The organism is Streptomyces sp. NPDC008163 (genome assembly GCF_042956885.1).
GTDB classification, from domain to species: Bacteria; Actinomycetota; Actinomycetes; order Streptomycetales; family Streptomycetaceae; genus Streptomyces; species Streptomyces drozdowiczii_A.
The window spans coordinates 286,578-302,493 of sequence record NZ_JBIBHG010000003.1 but is presented as its reverse complement, the minus strand read 5'-3'; the positions used below and the strand labels follow the sequence as shown (position 1 = coordinate 302,493).

15 protein-coding genes are annotated in these 15,916 nt (G+C 68.8%); 9 read left to right on the top strand and 6 right to left on the bottom strand.

Features of this window, described 5'->3' with window-relative positions:
* Nucleotides 1-28: 28 nt before the first annotated feature.
* The 5 genes from ACFZAT_RS09360 to ACFZAT_RS09340 form a co-directional block, all read right to left on the bottom strand.
* Nucleotides 29-856: a hypothetical protein gene (locus ACFZAT_RS09360; protein ID WP_391262338.1), complete on the bottom strand. Its 828-nt coding sequence runs from the start codon at nt 854-856 to the stop codon at nt 29-31.
* An 83-nt stretch (nt 857-939) separates the two neighbouring features.
* Nucleotides 940-2,154, bottom strand: a complete 1,215-nt coding sequence (locus ACFZAT_RS09355) for an acyl-CoA dehydrogenase family protein (protein ID WP_391262337.1) — start codon at nt 2,152-2,154, stop codon at nt 940-942.
* A 4-nt stretch (nt 2,155-2,158) separates the two neighbouring features.
* On the bottom strand, nt 2,159-2,632 hold the full coding sequence (locus ACFZAT_RS09350; protein WP_391262335.1) for an SCP2 sterol-binding domain-containing protein: 474 nt from the start codon (nt 2,630-2,632) through the stop codon (nt 2,159-2,161).
* 94 nt (nt 2,633-2,726) lie between these two features.
* Nucleotides 2,727-2,990 carry a hypothetical protein gene (locus ACFZAT_RS09345; protein WP_391262333.1) on the bottom strand — a complete coding sequence of 88 codons (264 nt, stop codon included), beginning with the start codon at nt 2,988-2,990 and terminating at the stop codon, nt 2,727-2,729.
* 217 nt (nt 2,991-3,207) lie between these two features.
* Complete coding sequence (locus tag ACFZAT_RS09340) at nt 3,208-4,422, bottom strand: helix-turn-helix domain-containing protein (protein WP_391262331.1); 1,215 nt, start codon at nt 4,420-4,422, stop codon at nt 3,208-3,210.
* A gap of 766 nt (nt 4,423-5,188) precedes the next feature.
* Here ACFZAT_RS09340 and ACFZAT_RS09335 point away from each other — a divergent pair.
* The 3 genes from ACFZAT_RS09335 (at nt 5,189) to ACFZAT_RS09325 (ending at nt 8,125) form a co-directional block, all read left to right on the top strand.
* Entirely contained in the window at nt 5,189-5,806 is a 618-nt protein-coding gene (locus tag ACFZAT_RS09335; RefSeq protein WP_391262329.1) for a hypothetical protein, read from the top strand.
* Between the two features lie 303 nt (nt 5,807-6,109).
* Nucleotides 6,110-6,532, top strand: a complete 423-nt coding sequence (locus ACFZAT_RS09330; RefSeq protein ID WP_391262327.1) for a hypothetical protein — start codon at nt 6,110-6,112, stop codon at nt 6,530-6,532.
* A gap of 252 nt (nt 6,533-6,784) precedes the next feature.
* Nucleotides 6,785-8,125 carry a DUF6801 domain-containing protein gene (locus tag ACFZAT_RS09325; protein WP_391262325.1) on the top strand — a complete coding sequence of 447 codons (1,341 nt, stop codon included), beginning with the start codon at nt 6,785-6,787 and terminating at the stop codon, nt 8,123-8,125.
* 81 nt (nt 8,126-8,206) lie between these two features.
* Here the strand turns inward: ACFZAT_RS09325 and ACFZAT_RS09320 are convergent, their stop codons facing one another.
* Nucleotides 8,207-9,139 (bottom strand): hypothetical protein, encoded by a 933-nt coding sequence (locus ACFZAT_RS09320; protein WP_391262323.1) that lies wholly within the window; start codon nt 9,137-9,139, stop codon nt 8,207-8,209.
* Nucleotides 9,140-9,910: 771 nt separating this feature from the next.
* On the opposite strand from ACFZAT_RS09320, the gene ACFZAT_RS09315 reads away from it, so the two are divergent.
* The 6 genes from ACFZAT_RS09315 to ACFZAT_RS09290 are packed head-to-tail and all read left to right on the top strand — an operon-like array spanning nt 9,911 to nt 15,915.
* Nucleotides 9,911-10,906: an ATP-binding cassette domain-containing protein gene (locus ACFZAT_RS09315; RefSeq protein WP_391262321.1), complete on the top strand. Its 996-nt coding sequence runs from the start codon at nt 9,911-9,913 to the stop codon at nt 10,904-10,906.
* On the top strand, nt 10,903-11,763 hold the full coding sequence (locus tag ACFZAT_RS09310) for an ABC transporter permease (protein ID WP_073965741.1): 861 nt from the start codon (nt 10,903-10,905) through the stop codon (nt 11,761-11,763). Before ACFZAT_RS09315 ends, ACFZAT_RS09310 begins: the two co-directional genes overlap by 4 nt.
* A 3-nt stretch (nt 11,764-11,766) precedes the next feature.
* A complete protein-coding gene (locus ACFZAT_RS09305; RefSeq protein WP_073861683.1) occupies nt 11,767-12,570 on the top strand; it encodes an ABC transporter permease in 804 nt (267 codons plus the stop codon).
* Nucleotides 12,570-13,874, top strand: a complete 1,305-nt coding sequence (locus ACFZAT_RS09300; protein WP_391262318.1) for an MCE family protein — start codon at nt 12,570-12,572, stop codon at nt 13,872-13,874. The genes ACFZAT_RS09305 and ACFZAT_RS09300 overlap by 1 nt, the downstream gene beginning before the upstream one ends.
* On the top strand, nt 13,871-14,902 hold the full coding sequence (locus ACFZAT_RS09295) for an MCE family protein (protein WP_391262316.1): 1,032 nt from the start codon (nt 13,871-13,873) through the stop codon (nt 14,900-14,902). The genes ACFZAT_RS09300 and ACFZAT_RS09295 overlap by 4 nt, the downstream gene beginning before the upstream one ends.
* Nucleotides 14,899-15,915 carry an MCE family protein gene (locus ACFZAT_RS09290; RefSeq protein ID WP_391262314.1) on the top strand — a complete coding sequence of 339 codons (1,017 nt, stop codon included), beginning with the start codon at nt 14,899-14,901 and terminating at the stop codon, nt 15,913-15,915. Before ACFZAT_RS09295 ends, ACFZAT_RS09290 begins: the two co-directional genes overlap by 4 nt.
* Nucleotide 15,916 lies beyond the last annotated feature (1 nt).

Below are 15,916 nucleotides of genomic sequence, written 5' to 3'. Positions count from 1 at the left end.
ACCCGCATGCGGGGCACGTCCGGACGTGTCAGGCGAGCAGATCCCGCAGCGAGGCCGTCATCCGGGTGGCGAATGCCTCCCGTACGGGAGCGGCTACCCGGTCCAGCGAGAGATACGGGTTGAGGTCTTCCAGTTCTACGAGGAGGAGGCCGCCGTCCGCCGTCCGGCAGGCGTCCACGCGCTGGATGCCGTGGTCCAGCGTGTTCCACTGCACGAAGGACCGGGCGAACGCCAGATCCGCCTCGCTCGCCCCGTACGGCTCGAGCACCCACCGCCGCTCCGGGTCCGGGGCGTACAGCGCGTACTGGAAGTCGTGGTCGACGTAATAGAAGGACACCTCGTAGCGGAAGTCGATCCGGGGCTGGAGGAGGAAGGTGCCGTCGGCGCCCTGATCGGGCTCCGGCGTCGTCACGAAGCGCAGGCCCACCGAGTCCGCGCCCAGCTTCGGCTTGACGACGTAGCCCCCGGCCGCCGGGAGCAGCCCGAGGTCCGCCGCCCGGTCCACGGTCGGTATGACCGGGTACCCGGCCCGGCTCAGGTCCACCAGGTACTGCTTGCCCGCCATGTCCCCGCGCCCGGTCAGCGGGTTGTAGACCCGCGTGCCCAGCTCCAGGGCCCGCGTCCGGAATGCGTCGTACGCCTCCTGGTAATGCAGCACCGGGCCGCTGTTGCGTACGACGACGGCGTCGAAGCCGTCCAGCAGGGCGGCGGCGTCGCGCGGGTGGCAGAGCGCGAGGTCGAAGCTCTCGCGCAGCCGCGCCGTCAGCCCGATGTCCTCGTCGCAGTAGCGCCGGCCGCGCGCCTCGTAGGCGAGGTCGGTGACGAAGAGGACGGACGGGCGCGGGACGGCGGGCATGGCGTTTCCCCCGGGTGCGGCGGTGGTGCGGACCCGCCCATCCTCGCTGGCCCGGTCCCGCACCGGCCCGCCGCCCCCGGCCTTCAGCGGATGTGCCGCCCCGAGATCGCCCGCGCGATGACCAGGCGCTGGATCTCGCTGGTGCCCTCGAAGATCGTGTAGATCTTGGCGTCGCGGTACATGCGCTCCACCGGGTGCTCCCGGCTGTATCCGGCACCGCCCAGGATCTGCACGGCCTTCTCCGTGGCGGCCACCGCGAGTTCGCCCGCGCGGAGCTTGGACATCGAGCCCTGTCCGGCGTCGAAGGTGCGGTCGTTGCGGGCCATCCACGCGGCCTGCCAGATCAGCAGCCGTACCGCCTCGATCTCGGTACGCAGGTCGGCCAGGGCGAACGCGATCGACTGGTTCTCGATGATCGGCCGCCCGAACGCCTCGCGGTCGCCCGCGTACTCCAGCGCGTATTCGTACGCGGCCCGCGCGATGCCCAGCGCCTGGGCGCCGACCGTGGGGCGGCTGACCTCGAAGGTGGCCATCGCGGCCTGCCCCTTGGCGGTGGAGCCCTCGCGGGCGCGGGCGAGGCGGGCGTCCAGCTTCTCCTTGCCGCCGAGCAGGCAGTGCCCCGGCACCCGTACGTCGTCCAGGAAGACGTCCGCCGTGTGCGAGGCGCGCAGCCCCAGCTTCTTGATGGTCCGGCTCGCCGCCAGGCCCTCCGTGCCCGGCGGCACGATGAACGCGGCCTGCCCGCGCGCGCCGAGCGCCGGATCGACCGAGGCGACGACCACATGGACCTCGGCGATCCCCCCGTTGGTGATCCACGCCTTCTGGCCGGAGATCACCCACTCGTCCTTCGCCTCGTCGTACCGGGCCTTCGTGGTCATCGCGGAGACGTCGGAACCGGCCTGCGGTTCGGAGACGCAGAACGCGGCGACCTTCGGGTCGTCCTCGTCGCCGTAGCACTGCGGCACCCACTCGGCGAGCTGGTCCGGGGTGCCGGAGGCGAAGATCCCGGCGACGGCGAGCGAGGTGCCGAACAGGGCCATGCCGATGCCGGCGTCGCCCCAGAACAGCTCCTCGTTGGCTATCTGGAGGGAGAGCCCGGACGGGTCGCCGTACATGTCGGCCAGCGACTCGAACCCGTAGAGGCCGATCCGCGCGGCCTCCTGGATGACCGGCCAGGGCGTCTCCTCGCGGGCGTCCCACTCGGCCGCCGCCGGGCGCACCACTTGGGCGGCGAAGCCGTGCACCCAGGTGCGCAGGTCCTGCTGCTCCTCGGTGAGCGCGAGGGAGAAGTAGCTCACCGGCTCACGCCTTCGGGATGTCGAAGTAGCGCGTGAGGCCCGAGGCCAGACCGACGTCACCGGCCACCTTCAGCTTGCGCATCATGAACATGGTGATGGGGTTGCCGTTGCCGGACACCAGCTTCAGGAACTCCGCGTCCGCCATGATCAGCGTCGTACGGGGTTCGGCGTCCGAGCGGCCCTCGCTGACGGTGCAGGTGCCGTCCGCGAGGGAGGTCTCGTAGACCACCTCCGTGTCACCGGTGATCTTCCAGCGGATCAGCGCCGTGAGCGCCCCCGCCGCCTCCGGGCGGAACTGCTGCTTCATCCGGCCGAAGACCTCGCCGAGCACCCGGGTGCGCAGCTCGCCGTGCATGACCTCGCCGAGCTGCTTGGCGGACAGGCCCTTCACGATCCGCGCGAACTCCTCCGGGGAGACGGCCGCGAAGTCGAGGGCGGCCAGTTCGCCGGTGACATTGCCGCTGCTGTTGTCGGCCACGCCAGTTCCTTACTCTGGAGTAAACTTACTTTTGAGTAAGGTAAGGGCGCGGCGGGCTCTTCGCAAGGTGCGGGGAGCGGGTCGTCCTACGGGTTCACCAGGCGGATCCGGGGCGTACCACCAGCCGGGGGTGGTGGGCGGCGAGCACCTTGTTGGCGCGGGCCAGATCCGACAGGGCCTGCTCGCGGTCGGCCTGGTCCTCGACGCCCAGCCGGGGCCCGCGGAACCTGCGGACCTCGCGTGCGGCGCAGTCGGCGTCGAACTCGGCCTGGAGGATGTACGCGGGGGTGCAGGCGCCGATGAGCGCGGCGATGCGGTCCGGGATGGGGACGGGGACGAGCAGGTGTGAGGCGGTCATGGGGGGTTCCCTCTCGATGGTGGCCAGGAGGTCGGGCGTCGGACCGCCGGGTGGGCGGACCGACTCCACTCCATATAACGAGACGCAGTTCCTGGTTTCTCGTTGAGTACGTCTCCGTGTGGCAACCGTTTGGGAATGACCGGCTATTTCCCCTTACCAGCAAGTAGGTTGACTTCGCGTGAGGTGCTCGTCGGGTCGAAGGTGCGTCGCGCGCTGTTCAGATGGGTGTGTCGTTGCTGCGGGCCCGCAGCTGCATGGCGCGGAGCACGGTCTCCGTGGAGAACCGGGCCTCCGGATCGACCAGTTGATCGCCGAAGATTGATTCCAGATTGCGCATCCGGTAGCGGACGGTCTGGGGGTGTACGTCGAGCAGCTCGCCCATCTGGGCCGCCGTGCCCCGGGTGTCGAGCCAGATCCTGAGGGTTTCGATGAGCCGTTCGCGCCGGTTGGCGCTGATGTTGGCCATCGGGGCGAGTTCGCGGCGCGCGAGCTGGTCGAGGAGGACCGGATCGGAGAGCAGCCACAGGGTGATGAGGTGGTCGTCGCACAGGATGGCCGGCGCGTCGTCTATGACGCCCGCGTCCACGAGCTCCAGCACCCGCCGGGCCCAGCGGACGGAGTCCGAGGCCAGCGACGACGGGACGGTCAGGCCGATGGCGGCGCGGACGCCCGGGAGCGCGTGCTCCAGCATCCGTCTTCGCATGTCGTCGAAGGGGCCCGGGATGAGTAAGTGCGGCTGCGGGTCGGTGAAGTCGACCAGTACGTCGCGGTCCATCGCCAGCCGGTCCAGATCGGGGGACGGGCGCACGGCGACGAGCGTCACCTCGTCCGGCAGCGTCCAGCCGGTCTGCTCGCACAGCTCGGCGATGGCCACGCGCGGCACCGGCCGCCCGGCGAGGATCAGGTGCAGCAGCCTGCGCCGCAAGGTGTCCGTGTGGTCGTCGGAGGCCGACCGCACCTCCAAGTACCCCTCGCGCGAGAGGGCTTCCAGCTCGTCCACGTACGAGAACAACGCGTCCGCGAACGTCAGCATCATCGTGGGGGAGAGGTTGTAGCGCCTGCCGATCTTCTTCGCCCGGCGGAGGGCCACGCGGGCGCCCAGCCGGTACGCCCCCTGCAACTGGTCCAGGCTGCGGCCCTCGTACGCCTCGAACCGGCCGAACCTGCGGCACATCTCGTCGCGCAGCGCGGAGGGGGCGGCCGGCTCGGCCACCTGGTCCACGAACACGGAGATGCTCTGCTCGACGCCGACCCGGATGCCCTGGCCGTACGGGCCGTCGAGGAGTCGCGCGTACTCGGGGTAGGCGCGGGTGACCTCAAGGCCGATCTCCTTGATGAGGCTGGGCAGTTCGGGCCGCACGATCGTGGCGAACTCCTGCGGCAGCGGTCCCAGCGGCTCTCCCAGCTCCGAGGGTTGCGCAACTCCCGGCATACCTTGACCCCTTCTTGCTCTTCGGCGCCCGGTGGGGGGTGACGGACGGGAGAGCGCTCCCAGCCGTTCTCAGGTGCGTACCAACTTCGGCTGCCGAAGATAGTCCACGTATGTGGCTCTGAACACAGGCAGGACAAGACGAAATGTATGGGCCATGTATCGGCCGTTTTCGGCCACCGCTTCGGTGGGCCTTCGCACGCGCGACCGACTCGCGGCTCACTCGTGCGGTGCTGATGCGGGGGACCGGATTCCGGTAATGCGGCGGTGGCCCCACCGCGTGCTCCCGGCTCCCCGAGCAATTTTCCCCTCGCTATTCGTGGTGAATTCCACTGGGCCGGCGGGGGGAAGTCAAGGGCGTGGCGGGGCGATCGGCGCGTGGACCGGTGGTGGCGGGGGAGACCGTACGGCAGGGCCGTGACGTGGGGCGTTGGGCCGAGCGGGGTGCCGTTCCGTCATCGGGTGAGCAGGAGTGGGCACCCCGGCTCCGGGAGAACTGCTCACTTCTGGATAAAAAATCCGCCCGCCGTACTCGCCTCGCAAGCAATTTCTGAGAGGGAACGATGATTGTGGAGATTCTTTGTTCCAGCGTGTTGCGGAGCGACATTACTCGCCCGTAGCGTCATCGCCGAACGCAAGAGGTCGAGCAGTCCGTCAGGTCGGGCTGCCACATTCCTGTCTCGTGACCCCCCACTCCGGGAGCGCCGCTCACCCGGCCGGAAGTGGCCCCCCGGTGTAGGTCACACACCCTCGAAGGGAACCGGATTCCGTGAACACCCTTGCACGTAGAGCCGCAATCATCGCCACCGCCGCCAGTGCCGCCCTCGGTATGGCCGCCACCACGGCGTCCGCCGGCGCCACCGCCTCGTGGTCGGCGACCCCGAACGGCGCGTACACCGCCAGCGCGACCAGCCCCACCCTGACCGTCCCCGCCGCGACCCTGTCGTGTGCCTCCTCCAACGTGACCGCGGGCAACGTCAACGCGACCAGTGCCACGGGAGCCAACATGGCGACCATCGGCACGATCGGCTTCACCAGCTGCTCGGTCGGTGGCATCACCTTCACCGTCTCCATGACCGCGACGCCGTGGACGATCAACGTCACCGGGGTGGACCCCGCCAACGCCAACCGGGTCAAGGGCAACGTCACCGGCATCTCGGCCCACATCACCGGCTTCGGCTGCGTGGCCGACTTCAAGGGCAAGGCCTACGGGTACTACGACAACAGCACCGGCCGGCTGGTCATCGACGGCTCGGGCACGGAGCTGAAGGCGTCCAACGCCAACTGCCTCGGCCTGATCAACAACGGCGACGTGGCCTCCTTCAAGGCCTCGTACCTCGTCAAGATCACCTCGACCGGCACCTCGCCGAAGATCACGACGCCGTAAGGCGCAACAGCACACGGGTACGGGCCGGCCGCGAAGCCTCTTCGCGGCCGGCCCGGCCTTCTCGTTGGGGGCGTCGCGGAGACGGCGCCACGAGCCAGAGGATGAGAGTCCGTGAACTTCCCCGCACGACGATCCGCCACAGTGGCCGCCGCTTTCGTCGCTGCCTTCGGGTCGGTGGTGTCCTCGGCCTCGGCCGCCACGACGGGCTCGTGGAGCGTGACGCCCGCAGGGGCGTATACGGCCCATGCTGTCTATCCGACATGGACCGTTCCAGCTGCGACCATTGCGTGCGATTCGTTGGACGTGACTGCTGGAGAACTCGAAGCGACCGTCGCGACCGGAGGCAGGATAGGCACGATCGACGCCATCACGACCCGCAACTGCCAGTTCGGCTTCGGCGAGGTCGTGACGACGAGCACCACCCCGTGGGCCATCGACCTCGTGGGGCAGAACCCTTCCCATGCGAACTGGGTGGACGTCAGGATCAGCGGGGTCTCGGCTCACTGGGACGGATTCGGTTGCGTCGCCGACTTCAAGGGAACGCTCCCCGGCCACTACGAGAACGACACCGGCAAGCTCGTCATCGGTGACAAGTCCGGTGGCCTGCTCGCCTCCCACGCGAACTGCCTGGGGCTCGTCAACAACGGCGACGTCGTCGCGCTCAGGGCATCGTTGCGTGTGGCCATGGCGTCTACCGGCAAGGCGCCGGTGATCAGGGCGCTGTAGGGCGCAATGCACAGGCGTGGGTCGACCGCGCCACCGCAGCTGTACTACCGATCGCACCCCGTGGAGGACTGGCCCGATATGCACCCTCAGATACCTGTGACCCGTGCGGGGCGTTCCGTGAGGGTCGCCTCCGTCGCGGGCCTCGCCCTGCTCGCCGGTCTGTTGTCCGGCGGAGGTTCGGCCGCCGACGAGAGCACCGGGCCGGCCGGCTTCGCCGCCGCCTGCGGAGCCGAGGACAGCGGCACGGCGACCGTGGCCGCCACGGTCGCCGTGTCGGTGGACGTTCCGGAGACCGGTGAGGCCGGCCGCCCGGTACAGCCCGGGCCCGTGACGCTCACCGTCACCCTCTCGCGGGCGGATCTCGCGGGGCTCGTGCCGGAAGGCACCGAGGCGTTCGTGAGCCGGGCGGCGCTCAAGGTGAAGATCGCCCAGAACGGGGAGTCGACCGAGGCCCCGTGGGAGCTGTACGCGCCGAGCACCCCCCTTCCCGCCGACGGTGACGTGGCCCTCGTCCACTCCGGTGAGGTTCCCTACGTGACGCTGGGATCCGCGGGCGATGTCGACTTCTCCGTCGCGGAGTTGACGATCGAGCTGCGGTCCGCCGCAGCGGAGTCCGAGAAGAGCGCACCGCCTCTGACCAAGGTGACGTGCCGGCTGAAGGAGGGCGAGAACGGGCATCTCGCGACCACGCATGTGACCGGCGGCAGCGCCGCCGAGCCGTCGGCCACCCCTGAGACGTCCACCCCTCCGGCGGGTGGCTCCGGCCGGGCGGAGGAGAAGGACATCGCGGTGGAACCGGCGGCCGCCGAGGACGAGGAGGACCCCGACTACTGTCCTGTGGATCCGCCGGTGGGGGAGATGGACGGGAGCGAGGCGCCGCAGCCTCCACCGGGCGATACGCCACGTGTCGTGGAGAACCCGGCTCCGCAGTTCGCCTGTGCCAACGTGGTGGGCCTGGCCAACGTTCAGAAGATGAACGGAGCCATGATCATCAATGATCCAGCCCCTCCAGACCATCCTGCCCTCATCAGTGTGAAGCCGGCGGCGCGCATCACCATGCGAGGGTTCGATGAGGTGGGCGGGTACTACATCCGCTTCGATTCCCTCGCGGCCATCAAACTTCCGGATGCCGACTCCACCTTTCTCGCCTTCGGCTTCCAGCCGGTGACGGCGAAGGTGTCCTTCGAGGCCGGACCGATGACCATCTCCTTCGGAAACGTCGGCGATACGGCATTTTCCACGGCCTACTTCAAGCAGTCCCTCCGCCTCCACGACGTCAGAATCAACGGCACACCACTGGATGTGGGAAGCGACTGCAGGACGGAGAAGGCGTTCAAAGTGGTACTGAATGGCGGGGCGGAGTATACGAACGTGGGCGTGGGCGGCCGGCTGGACGGTGAGGTCACCATCCCGCCCTTCACCGGATGCGGCACGGGCGGCGAGAACCTGAATCCGCTGTTCACCGCTGCGATCTCGGGCCCGGGGAACCGGATCGCCATGGATCAGGCTTCGACCTGTATTCCCACCAACCCCGAGGCTTCCTACTGCCCGCCCCCTCCGGCGGAACTGCCCGGCACGAAACCCAAGCCGTAGCCCGCCGCCCGGCCGGCGCACCGCGAAGGGGCCACCTCCACGGAGGAGGTGGCCCCTTCGGGACTCCGGTCGCCCGGACGGTTACCGCACCGCCGAGTGCCAGTACTGCGACATCACCTTGCCGGCGTTCGGGGCGATGTCACCCGGGGCGCTCATCGCCGCCACGTCGGTCTGCGCGTTGTTCAGCGTGACGCTGTTCTTGCCCGCGGCCGACGGCAGACCCGTTTTCAGGTTGACCGCCCAGTTCAACGAGCCGAGCAGGCCGCAGCCGTTGGTGCCGGGGACCGCGTACGTCGTGTCGGTCTGGGTGGCGCCCTGGAGGCTGAGCCGGCTCATCGGGCCGTTCGGGTCCGGGGTTCCGTCACCGGCGAAGTTCTCGCTGGTGACGGCCGGCTGGGTCAGGTTCTGCGGCTTCAGCAGGATCGGGTCCGAGGCGGAGCCGATGTAGCACTTGTCGCCGAGGATCGGGTTCTGCAGGTGGATGCGGACCGGGAGGGTGATGATCGGCTTGCCGGTGGTCGCGCCCGCCAGGAGCTGGAAGCCGGTCGGGGCGTTGACCGACTCGATGGTCGCCGTCACCCGGTTCAGGCTGACGTCGGTGAGCGTGTTGCAGATCCCCGTGATCACGGGGACGTCGCTGGGGCACATCAGGCCGAGCAGGCCGCCCGGCACCTTCGCGGAGTCCGCGACGAGTGCTCCCTCCTTCGGGGAGACCACGGTCGAGACGGCGCCCGGGTGGTTCACCACGCCGATCTGGAGGTCGCTGGCGCCGAACGGCACCACGGTGTTGCCCAGCTTGATGGAGCCGCTCGCCGAGCGCGAGGTGACGCAGATGGCGATGTCCGTCGCCCCGTCCGCCGCCAGCATGGCCGGGCTGTCCACCGGACAGCGGCTGAAGGGCGCCCAGTCGCCGTTCAGCTGGGTGACGGCCGTGGCCGATCCGATGGAGGCGACGGCGGCGAGAGCGGTGAAAGAGGCCAGCAGCCCCACACGTACCCGGTTCGAGGTTCTCATGTCTTCCCCTTGTTTCCGATGTGCGCAGCGAATTGAGCACGGAATGCGGAATGCGGGTGCCGGGACCGCGTCGGACGGGGCCGATACGAAATCCCATTCACCGAGCCGTGAGGTTACTGGCGGGAAACACCGGTACACAATCCCGCCGTATGAGAATCTATGGACGGGGTACGCATCTCCTTCAGGGATGAGTACGAGATCCGGCCTTCTTGTCACTTCGTGCGCAGACCCTCGCGGACGCCGCCACGACTCCGGCCGGCCGGACATGCGGAATCTCGCCTGCCGCTTGTGCATTCGAGCCGGTCCCGAGCGCCTCTCGATGCGCCGTGCGGCGTACGGGCACCGCCGGCCCGGCCCGGAACTTGTCACCCGGCGACAGTTTTTCCGGCCGCTCTGCTCAGTCGATGAGAAAGAATCAACCCCTTCGCGCCCTCGCGCGAAAACTTGATGACCTGGTATTGCGGCCCAGGTTACTCACCCGTAGCGTCGCCTCCGTCAGCAACTCCTCCGGCGCGTCCGGAGACTGCTCACCCGTCGGCAGGGAGCCCGGACAGATGGCCGGCCTCGCTGGGCCGCGGGGTTCCGGCCTGCACCGACGGACGGCAGTGCGCAGTACTTCACAAGATCGGAACCGGAATTTGTCATCCGATGACAAGCGGACCGGATCTTTGCGAATGGGCTGCTCAAGGGCTTGTCCTGGCGGTGCCGGTGAACTTAACGTGCGCCCCTCGGCGCATTTCTGTCACTTCGTGAGCGCACGCAGGAGGTGGGATGGGAATCGAAGTAGTGGTCGAAGGGCTCACCAAGTCTTTCGGCAAGCAGAACATCTGGCAGGATGTGTCGCTCACGCTTCCCGCAGGCGAGGTCAGTGTCATGCTCGGCCCGTCCGGGACGGGAAAGACAGTGTTCCTCAAATCCATCATCGGCCTCCTCAAGCCTGAACGCGGGCGCGTTCTTGTCAATGGCGTCGACATGGTGAACGGCTCCGAGCGGGACATCATGGAGACGCGCAAGCTCTTCGGTCTCATGTTTCAGGACGGCGCCCTTTTCGGGTCCATGTCGCTTTTCGACAACATCGCGTTCCCGCTCCGGGAGCACACCCGCAAGAAGGAATCCGAGATCCGCCGCATCGTCATGGAGCGGATCGACGTCGTGGGCCTCCTGGGCGCGGAGAACAAGCTCCCCGGTGAGATATCCGGCGGCATGCGCAAGCGGGCCGGCCTGGCGCGGGCCCTCGTCCTCGACCCGCAGATCATCCTCTGCGACGAACCCGACTCCGGCCTCGACCCGGTCCGCACCGCGTACATCTCCCAGCTCCTCGTCGACCTCAACGCGCAGATCGACGCGACGATGCTCATCGTCACCCACAACCTCGACATCGCCTCCACCGTGCCGGACAACATGGGGATGCTGTTCTGCCGCAACCTCGTCACCTTCGGGCCGCGCGAGGTGCTGCTCACCAGCGACCTGCCCGTCGTCAACCAGTTCCTCGCCGGCCGCTGCGAGGGGCCCATCGGCATGTCCGAGGAGAAGGACGCCGCGACCCTCGCCGCCGAGGAGCGACACGGCTACAGCCAGGGCATCAGCTCGGCCAACGCCCCGCGCACCGTCGTCCCCCAACTGGAGCCCTCGCCCGGCCTGCCGGTGCGCCAGGGCGCCCTGCGCCGCCGGGAACGCGTCATGTCGATGCTGGGCGAGCTGCCGGAGGCGGCCCGTACCGCCATCCTCAACAGCTACAGCCCGGTCGTGGGCGGTGGACGCCGGTGACCGCCCCCATGCCCGTGAGGCCCCCCGGTGAACCGGAGCCGGTGGACCGCGCCCCGGAGCCCGCGAAGGCGCCGGAGGCCCCGCGCCCCAGCAGGCTCGCCGCGCCCCTGCGCGAGACCGGACGGCTGTTCGCGCTGGCCGGGACCGTGACCCGGGAGACCTTCCGACGCCCTTTCCAGGTGCGGGAGTTCATCGAGCAGTTCTGGTTCGTCGCCAGCGTGACCATCCTGCCCGCCGCCCTGGTCTCCATCCCGTTCGGCGCGGTCATCGCCCTCCAGGTCGGCTCGCTCACCCAGCAGCTCGGAGCCCAGTCCTTCACCGGCGGCGCAAGCGTCCTCGCCGTCATCCAGCAGGCCAGCCCGATCATCGTGGCCCTGCTGGTCTCCGGGGCCGCCGGGTCCGCGATCTGCGCCGACCTCGGCTCGCGGAAGATCCGCGAGGAGCTGGACGCCATGGAGGTCATGGGCGTCTCGCCCGTGCAGCGCCTGGTCGTCCCGCGCGTGCTCGCCACCATGCTCGTCGCCGTCCTGCTCAACGGCCTCGTCTCGGTCGTCGGCACCCTCGGCGGCTACTTCTTCAACGTGATCCTGCAGCACGGCACCCCGGGCGCCTACCTCTCCAGCTTCTCCGCGCTCGCCCAGCTGCCCGACCTCTACGTCAGCGAGGTCAAGGCGCTGATCTTCGGCTTCATCGCCGGGATCGTCGCCGCCTACCGAGGCCTCAACCCGCGCGGCGGCCCGAAGGGCGTGGGCGACGCGGTCAACCAGTCCGTCGTCATCACCTTCATGCTGCTGTTCTTCGTGAACATGGTCCTCACGGCGATCTATCTGCAGATCGTCCCCGCGAAGGGGAGCTGACCCATGTCAATGCTCGGCTGGCTCGACAGATCCGGTGACCAACTCGCCTTCTACGTACGGGCACTGATCTGGATTCCGCGCACCCTGCGCCGCTATCTCAAGGAGGTCCAGCGGCTCCTGGCCGAGGTCGCCTTCGGCAGCGGCGGCCTCGGGGTCGTCGGCGGCACCATCGGCGTGATGATCGCGATGACCCTGGCCACCGGCACGGTCGTCGGACTGCAGGGCTACGCGGCCCTCAACCAGATCGGCACCGCCGCGTTCACCGGCTTCATCTCCGCGTACTTCAACACCCGCGAGATCGCCCCGCTCGTCGCCGGACTCGCCCTCTCCGCGACCGTCGGCGCCGGCTTCACCGCGCAGCTCGGCGCCATGCGCATCAACGAGGAGGTCGACGGCCTCGAATCGATGGGCGTGCGCTCGATGCCCTACCTCGTCACCACGCGCATCATCGCCGGGGTCGTCGCGATCATCCCGCTGTACGCGATCGGGCTGCTCTCCTCGTACGTCGCGTCGCGTTACGTCACCGTCCTGTTCAACGGGCAGTCCGCGGGCACCTACGACCACTACTTCAACCTCTTCCTGTCCCCGGCGGACGTGCTCCTGTCGGTGCTCAAGGTGCTGATCTTCAGCGTGATGGTGATCCTCGCCCACTGCTACTACGGCTTCCACGCCACCGGCGGGCCCGCCGGGGTGGGGGTGGCCGTCGGCCGGTCCGTGCGGAACGCGATCGTGCTGATCAGCGTCACCGACTTCTTCCTCTCGCTCGCCATCTGGGGCGCCACGACGACGGTGAAGGTGGCCGGCTGATGACATCCCGCGCCCTCCGGACCACTACCCGCAGAACCGCCGGGGTCGCCCTCTTCCTGGTGCCCGCCGTCCTCATCTGGGTCTCGGTCTCGGTGTACGAGAAGGACTTCACGCACGACGCGACCGTCACCGTACGCACGTCGAGCGTCGGCAACGAGATGCACGAGAACGCCGATGTGAAGCTGCGCGGCGTCGTCGTCGGCCAGGTCCGCACCATCTCGGCCGACGGCGAAGGGGCCCGGCTCACCCTCGCGATCAAGCCCGACAAGCTGGACCGCATCCCGGCCGACGTCACCGCCCAGATGCTGCCCACCACCCTCTTCGGGGAACGCTTCGTCGCCCTCGTACCGCCCCCCGTGCCCTCGACGAAGACCCTGGGCGCCGGCGACGTCATCCCGCAGGACCGGTCCAGCAACGCCATCGAGCTGGAAGAGGTTCTCGACAACGTCCTGCCGCTGCTCACCGCCGTGAAGCCGGAGAAGCTGTCCGCCACCCTCAACGCGGTCTCCACCGCACTGGAGGGCCGGGGCGAGAGGCTGGGCGACACCCTCGTGAAGCTGGACGCCCACCTCCAGAGGTTCAACCCCCAACTCCCCACGCTCAACGAGGACATCAAGGAACTCGTCAAGGTGAGCCGGCTCTACGCGGACTCCGCCCCCGACATCCTGGACGCCCTCACCGACTTCACCACCACCAGCGGCACCCTCGCCGAACAGCAGGCGAACCTCGCCAACGTGTACGGCTCCACCACCGCGTCCGCCCGCGACGTCACCGCCTTCCTCCAGCGGAACAAGGACAACCTCATCCGGCTCGCCGCCAGCGGCAGGCCCACCCTGGAGACCCTGGCGAAATACTCCTCGGAGTTCCCCTGCACCCTGCGCACCGTGGCCAACTTCGTCCCGGCCATGGACAAGGCGCTCGGCAAGGGCACCGGCCAACCCGGGCTGCACGTCACCCTCAAGACCGTCCCCTCCAAGGGGAAGTACGTCGCCGGCAAGGACACCCCGGTGTACAACGCCACCGGCGGACCGCACTGCTACTCCATCCCGTACGTCGGCCAGACCGTGCCCACCGCCGACGCCAGGACCGCCGCCGACTCCGCCCCGGCCGACCCGGACCCGGCCACGCCGGTCGAGGTCCCTGCGGCCGACCCGTCGCTGGGCATGCCCAACTCGCCGCAGGAGAGCCGGCTCGTCAACGAGCTGGTCGCTCCCTCACTGAAAGTCCGGCCGCAGGCCCTGCCCGAGTGGAGCAGCGTGCTCATCGGCCCGGCCTTCCGCGGTGTGGAGGTGAAACTCAAGTGAAGCGCCGTTCCATCGCGGGACCGCTCGCGAAATCTCTCGTGTTCATCGTGGTGACGAGCCTGGCCACCACGGTCCTGGCCCTGTCCATCGCCAACACCGGTGTGGGCGAGACCCGTTCGTACAAGGCCCGGTTCACCGACGCGACCGGGCTCATCGTCGGTGACAGCGTCCGCGTGGCCGGCGTCAAGGTCGGCCAGGTCGAGTCCGTGAAGGTCGCGGACCGCCGGGTCGCCGAGGTCCGCTTCAGCGTCCGCAAGAGCAAGAGGCTCCCGGCCTCGGTCACCGCGTCGATCAAATACCTCAACATGGTCGGCCAGCGCTACATCGACCTGGACCAGGGCGCGGGCCCCGTCGGCGAGAGCTTCGCCCCGGGCTCCACCATCCCGCTGTCGCGCACCACCCCGGCGCTCGACCTCACCCAGCTCTTCAACGGCTTCCAGCCCCTCTTCGAAGGGCTCTCGCCGCCCGACGTCAACGAGCTGGCCGGCTCCATCGTCCAGGTGCTCCAGGGCGAGGGCGGCACCGTCGACTCGATCCTCCAGCACGTCGGCTCGCTGACCGGCACGGTCGCCGCCAAGGACAAGGTGATCGGTGAGGTGATCAAGAACCTCAACTCGGTCCTGAAGACCGTCAACGACCGGGAAGCCGGCTTCAACGACCTGGTCGACACCCTCCAGGCCCTCGTCACCGGCTTCGCGGGCGACCGCAAGCCGCTCGGTGAGGCCGTCACCGCGATGGGCGCGCTCACCACGGTCACCGCGGGCCTCTTCGAGGACGGCCGCAAACCCCTCAAGGACGACATCAAGCAGCTCGGCCGGCTCTCCGGGAACCTGGCCGACAACACCCCGAAGATCGAGAACTTCCTCCAGAAGACCCCGGCCAAGATGGCGGCCATCAGCCGCCTCACCTCGTACGGCTCCTGGCTCAACCTCTACCTCTGCGAAGCCAAGGTCAGCGGCGTGACGACGAGCGACGGCAGCACCCCGCCGACCGGCATCGAGATCACCCAGCCGAGGTGCCTGTCATGATCAAGCCGATACGCCACCGCAACCCCGTCGCCGTCGGCATCGTGGGCCTGCTCCTGCTCGCCCTGATCGGATTCGGCGCCTACCGGGCCGACTCGCTCCCCTTCATCGGCGGCGGCACCACCTACACCGCCGACTTCACCGAGTCCGCCGGGCTCGGCGAGGGCGACGAGGTCCGCATCGCCGGCGTCAAGGTCGGCAAGGTCACCGGCGTCTCCCTGGACGGCGCCAAGGTGAAGGTCACCTTCAAGGTCAAGGACGCCTGGATCGGCAACGCCAGCACCGTCGGCATCGCCATCAAGACGCTCCTCGGCGAGAAGTACCTCGCCGTCGACCCGCTCGGCGACGCCCCGCAGGACCCGGACGAGCGCATCACGGCCTCCCGCACCACCTCCCCGTACGACGTCACCCAGGCGTTCAACGGACTGGGCGAGACCATCGGGGAGATCGACACCAAGCAGCTCGCCAAGAGCTTCGAGACGATCTCCGCCACCTTCAAGGACTCCCCGCCCGACGTGAAGAGCGCCGCCAAAGGGCTCTCCGCGCTGTCGAAGACGGTCTCCGAACGCGACGCCCAGCTGGCGACCCTGCTCAAGGGCAGCAAGCGGCTCACCAAGACCCTCGCCAACAAGAAGAGCGGCTTCGAAACCCTCCTGGACGACGGCAACCTGCTCCTCGGCGAGATCCAGGCCCGCCGCGACTCCATCCACCTGCTGCTCACCGGCACCCGCGACCTGGGCACCCAGCTCACCGGTCTCGTCTCCGACAACAACAAGCAGCTGAAGCCGACCCTCAAGGCGCTCGGCCGGGTCACCGAGGTGCTCAAGAAGAACCGCAAGAGCCTCGACCAGGTCCTCGCGCTCGCCGGCTCCTACAACCGGCTCGTCGGCAACACCCTCGGCAACGGCCGCTGGTTCGACAACTACGTCTGCGGGGTCGTCCCGAAGAACTACCTGCCCGCGAACACACCCCCGGCGACCGGCTGCATGCCGCCGAAGCAGGAAGGCGGGCACTGAG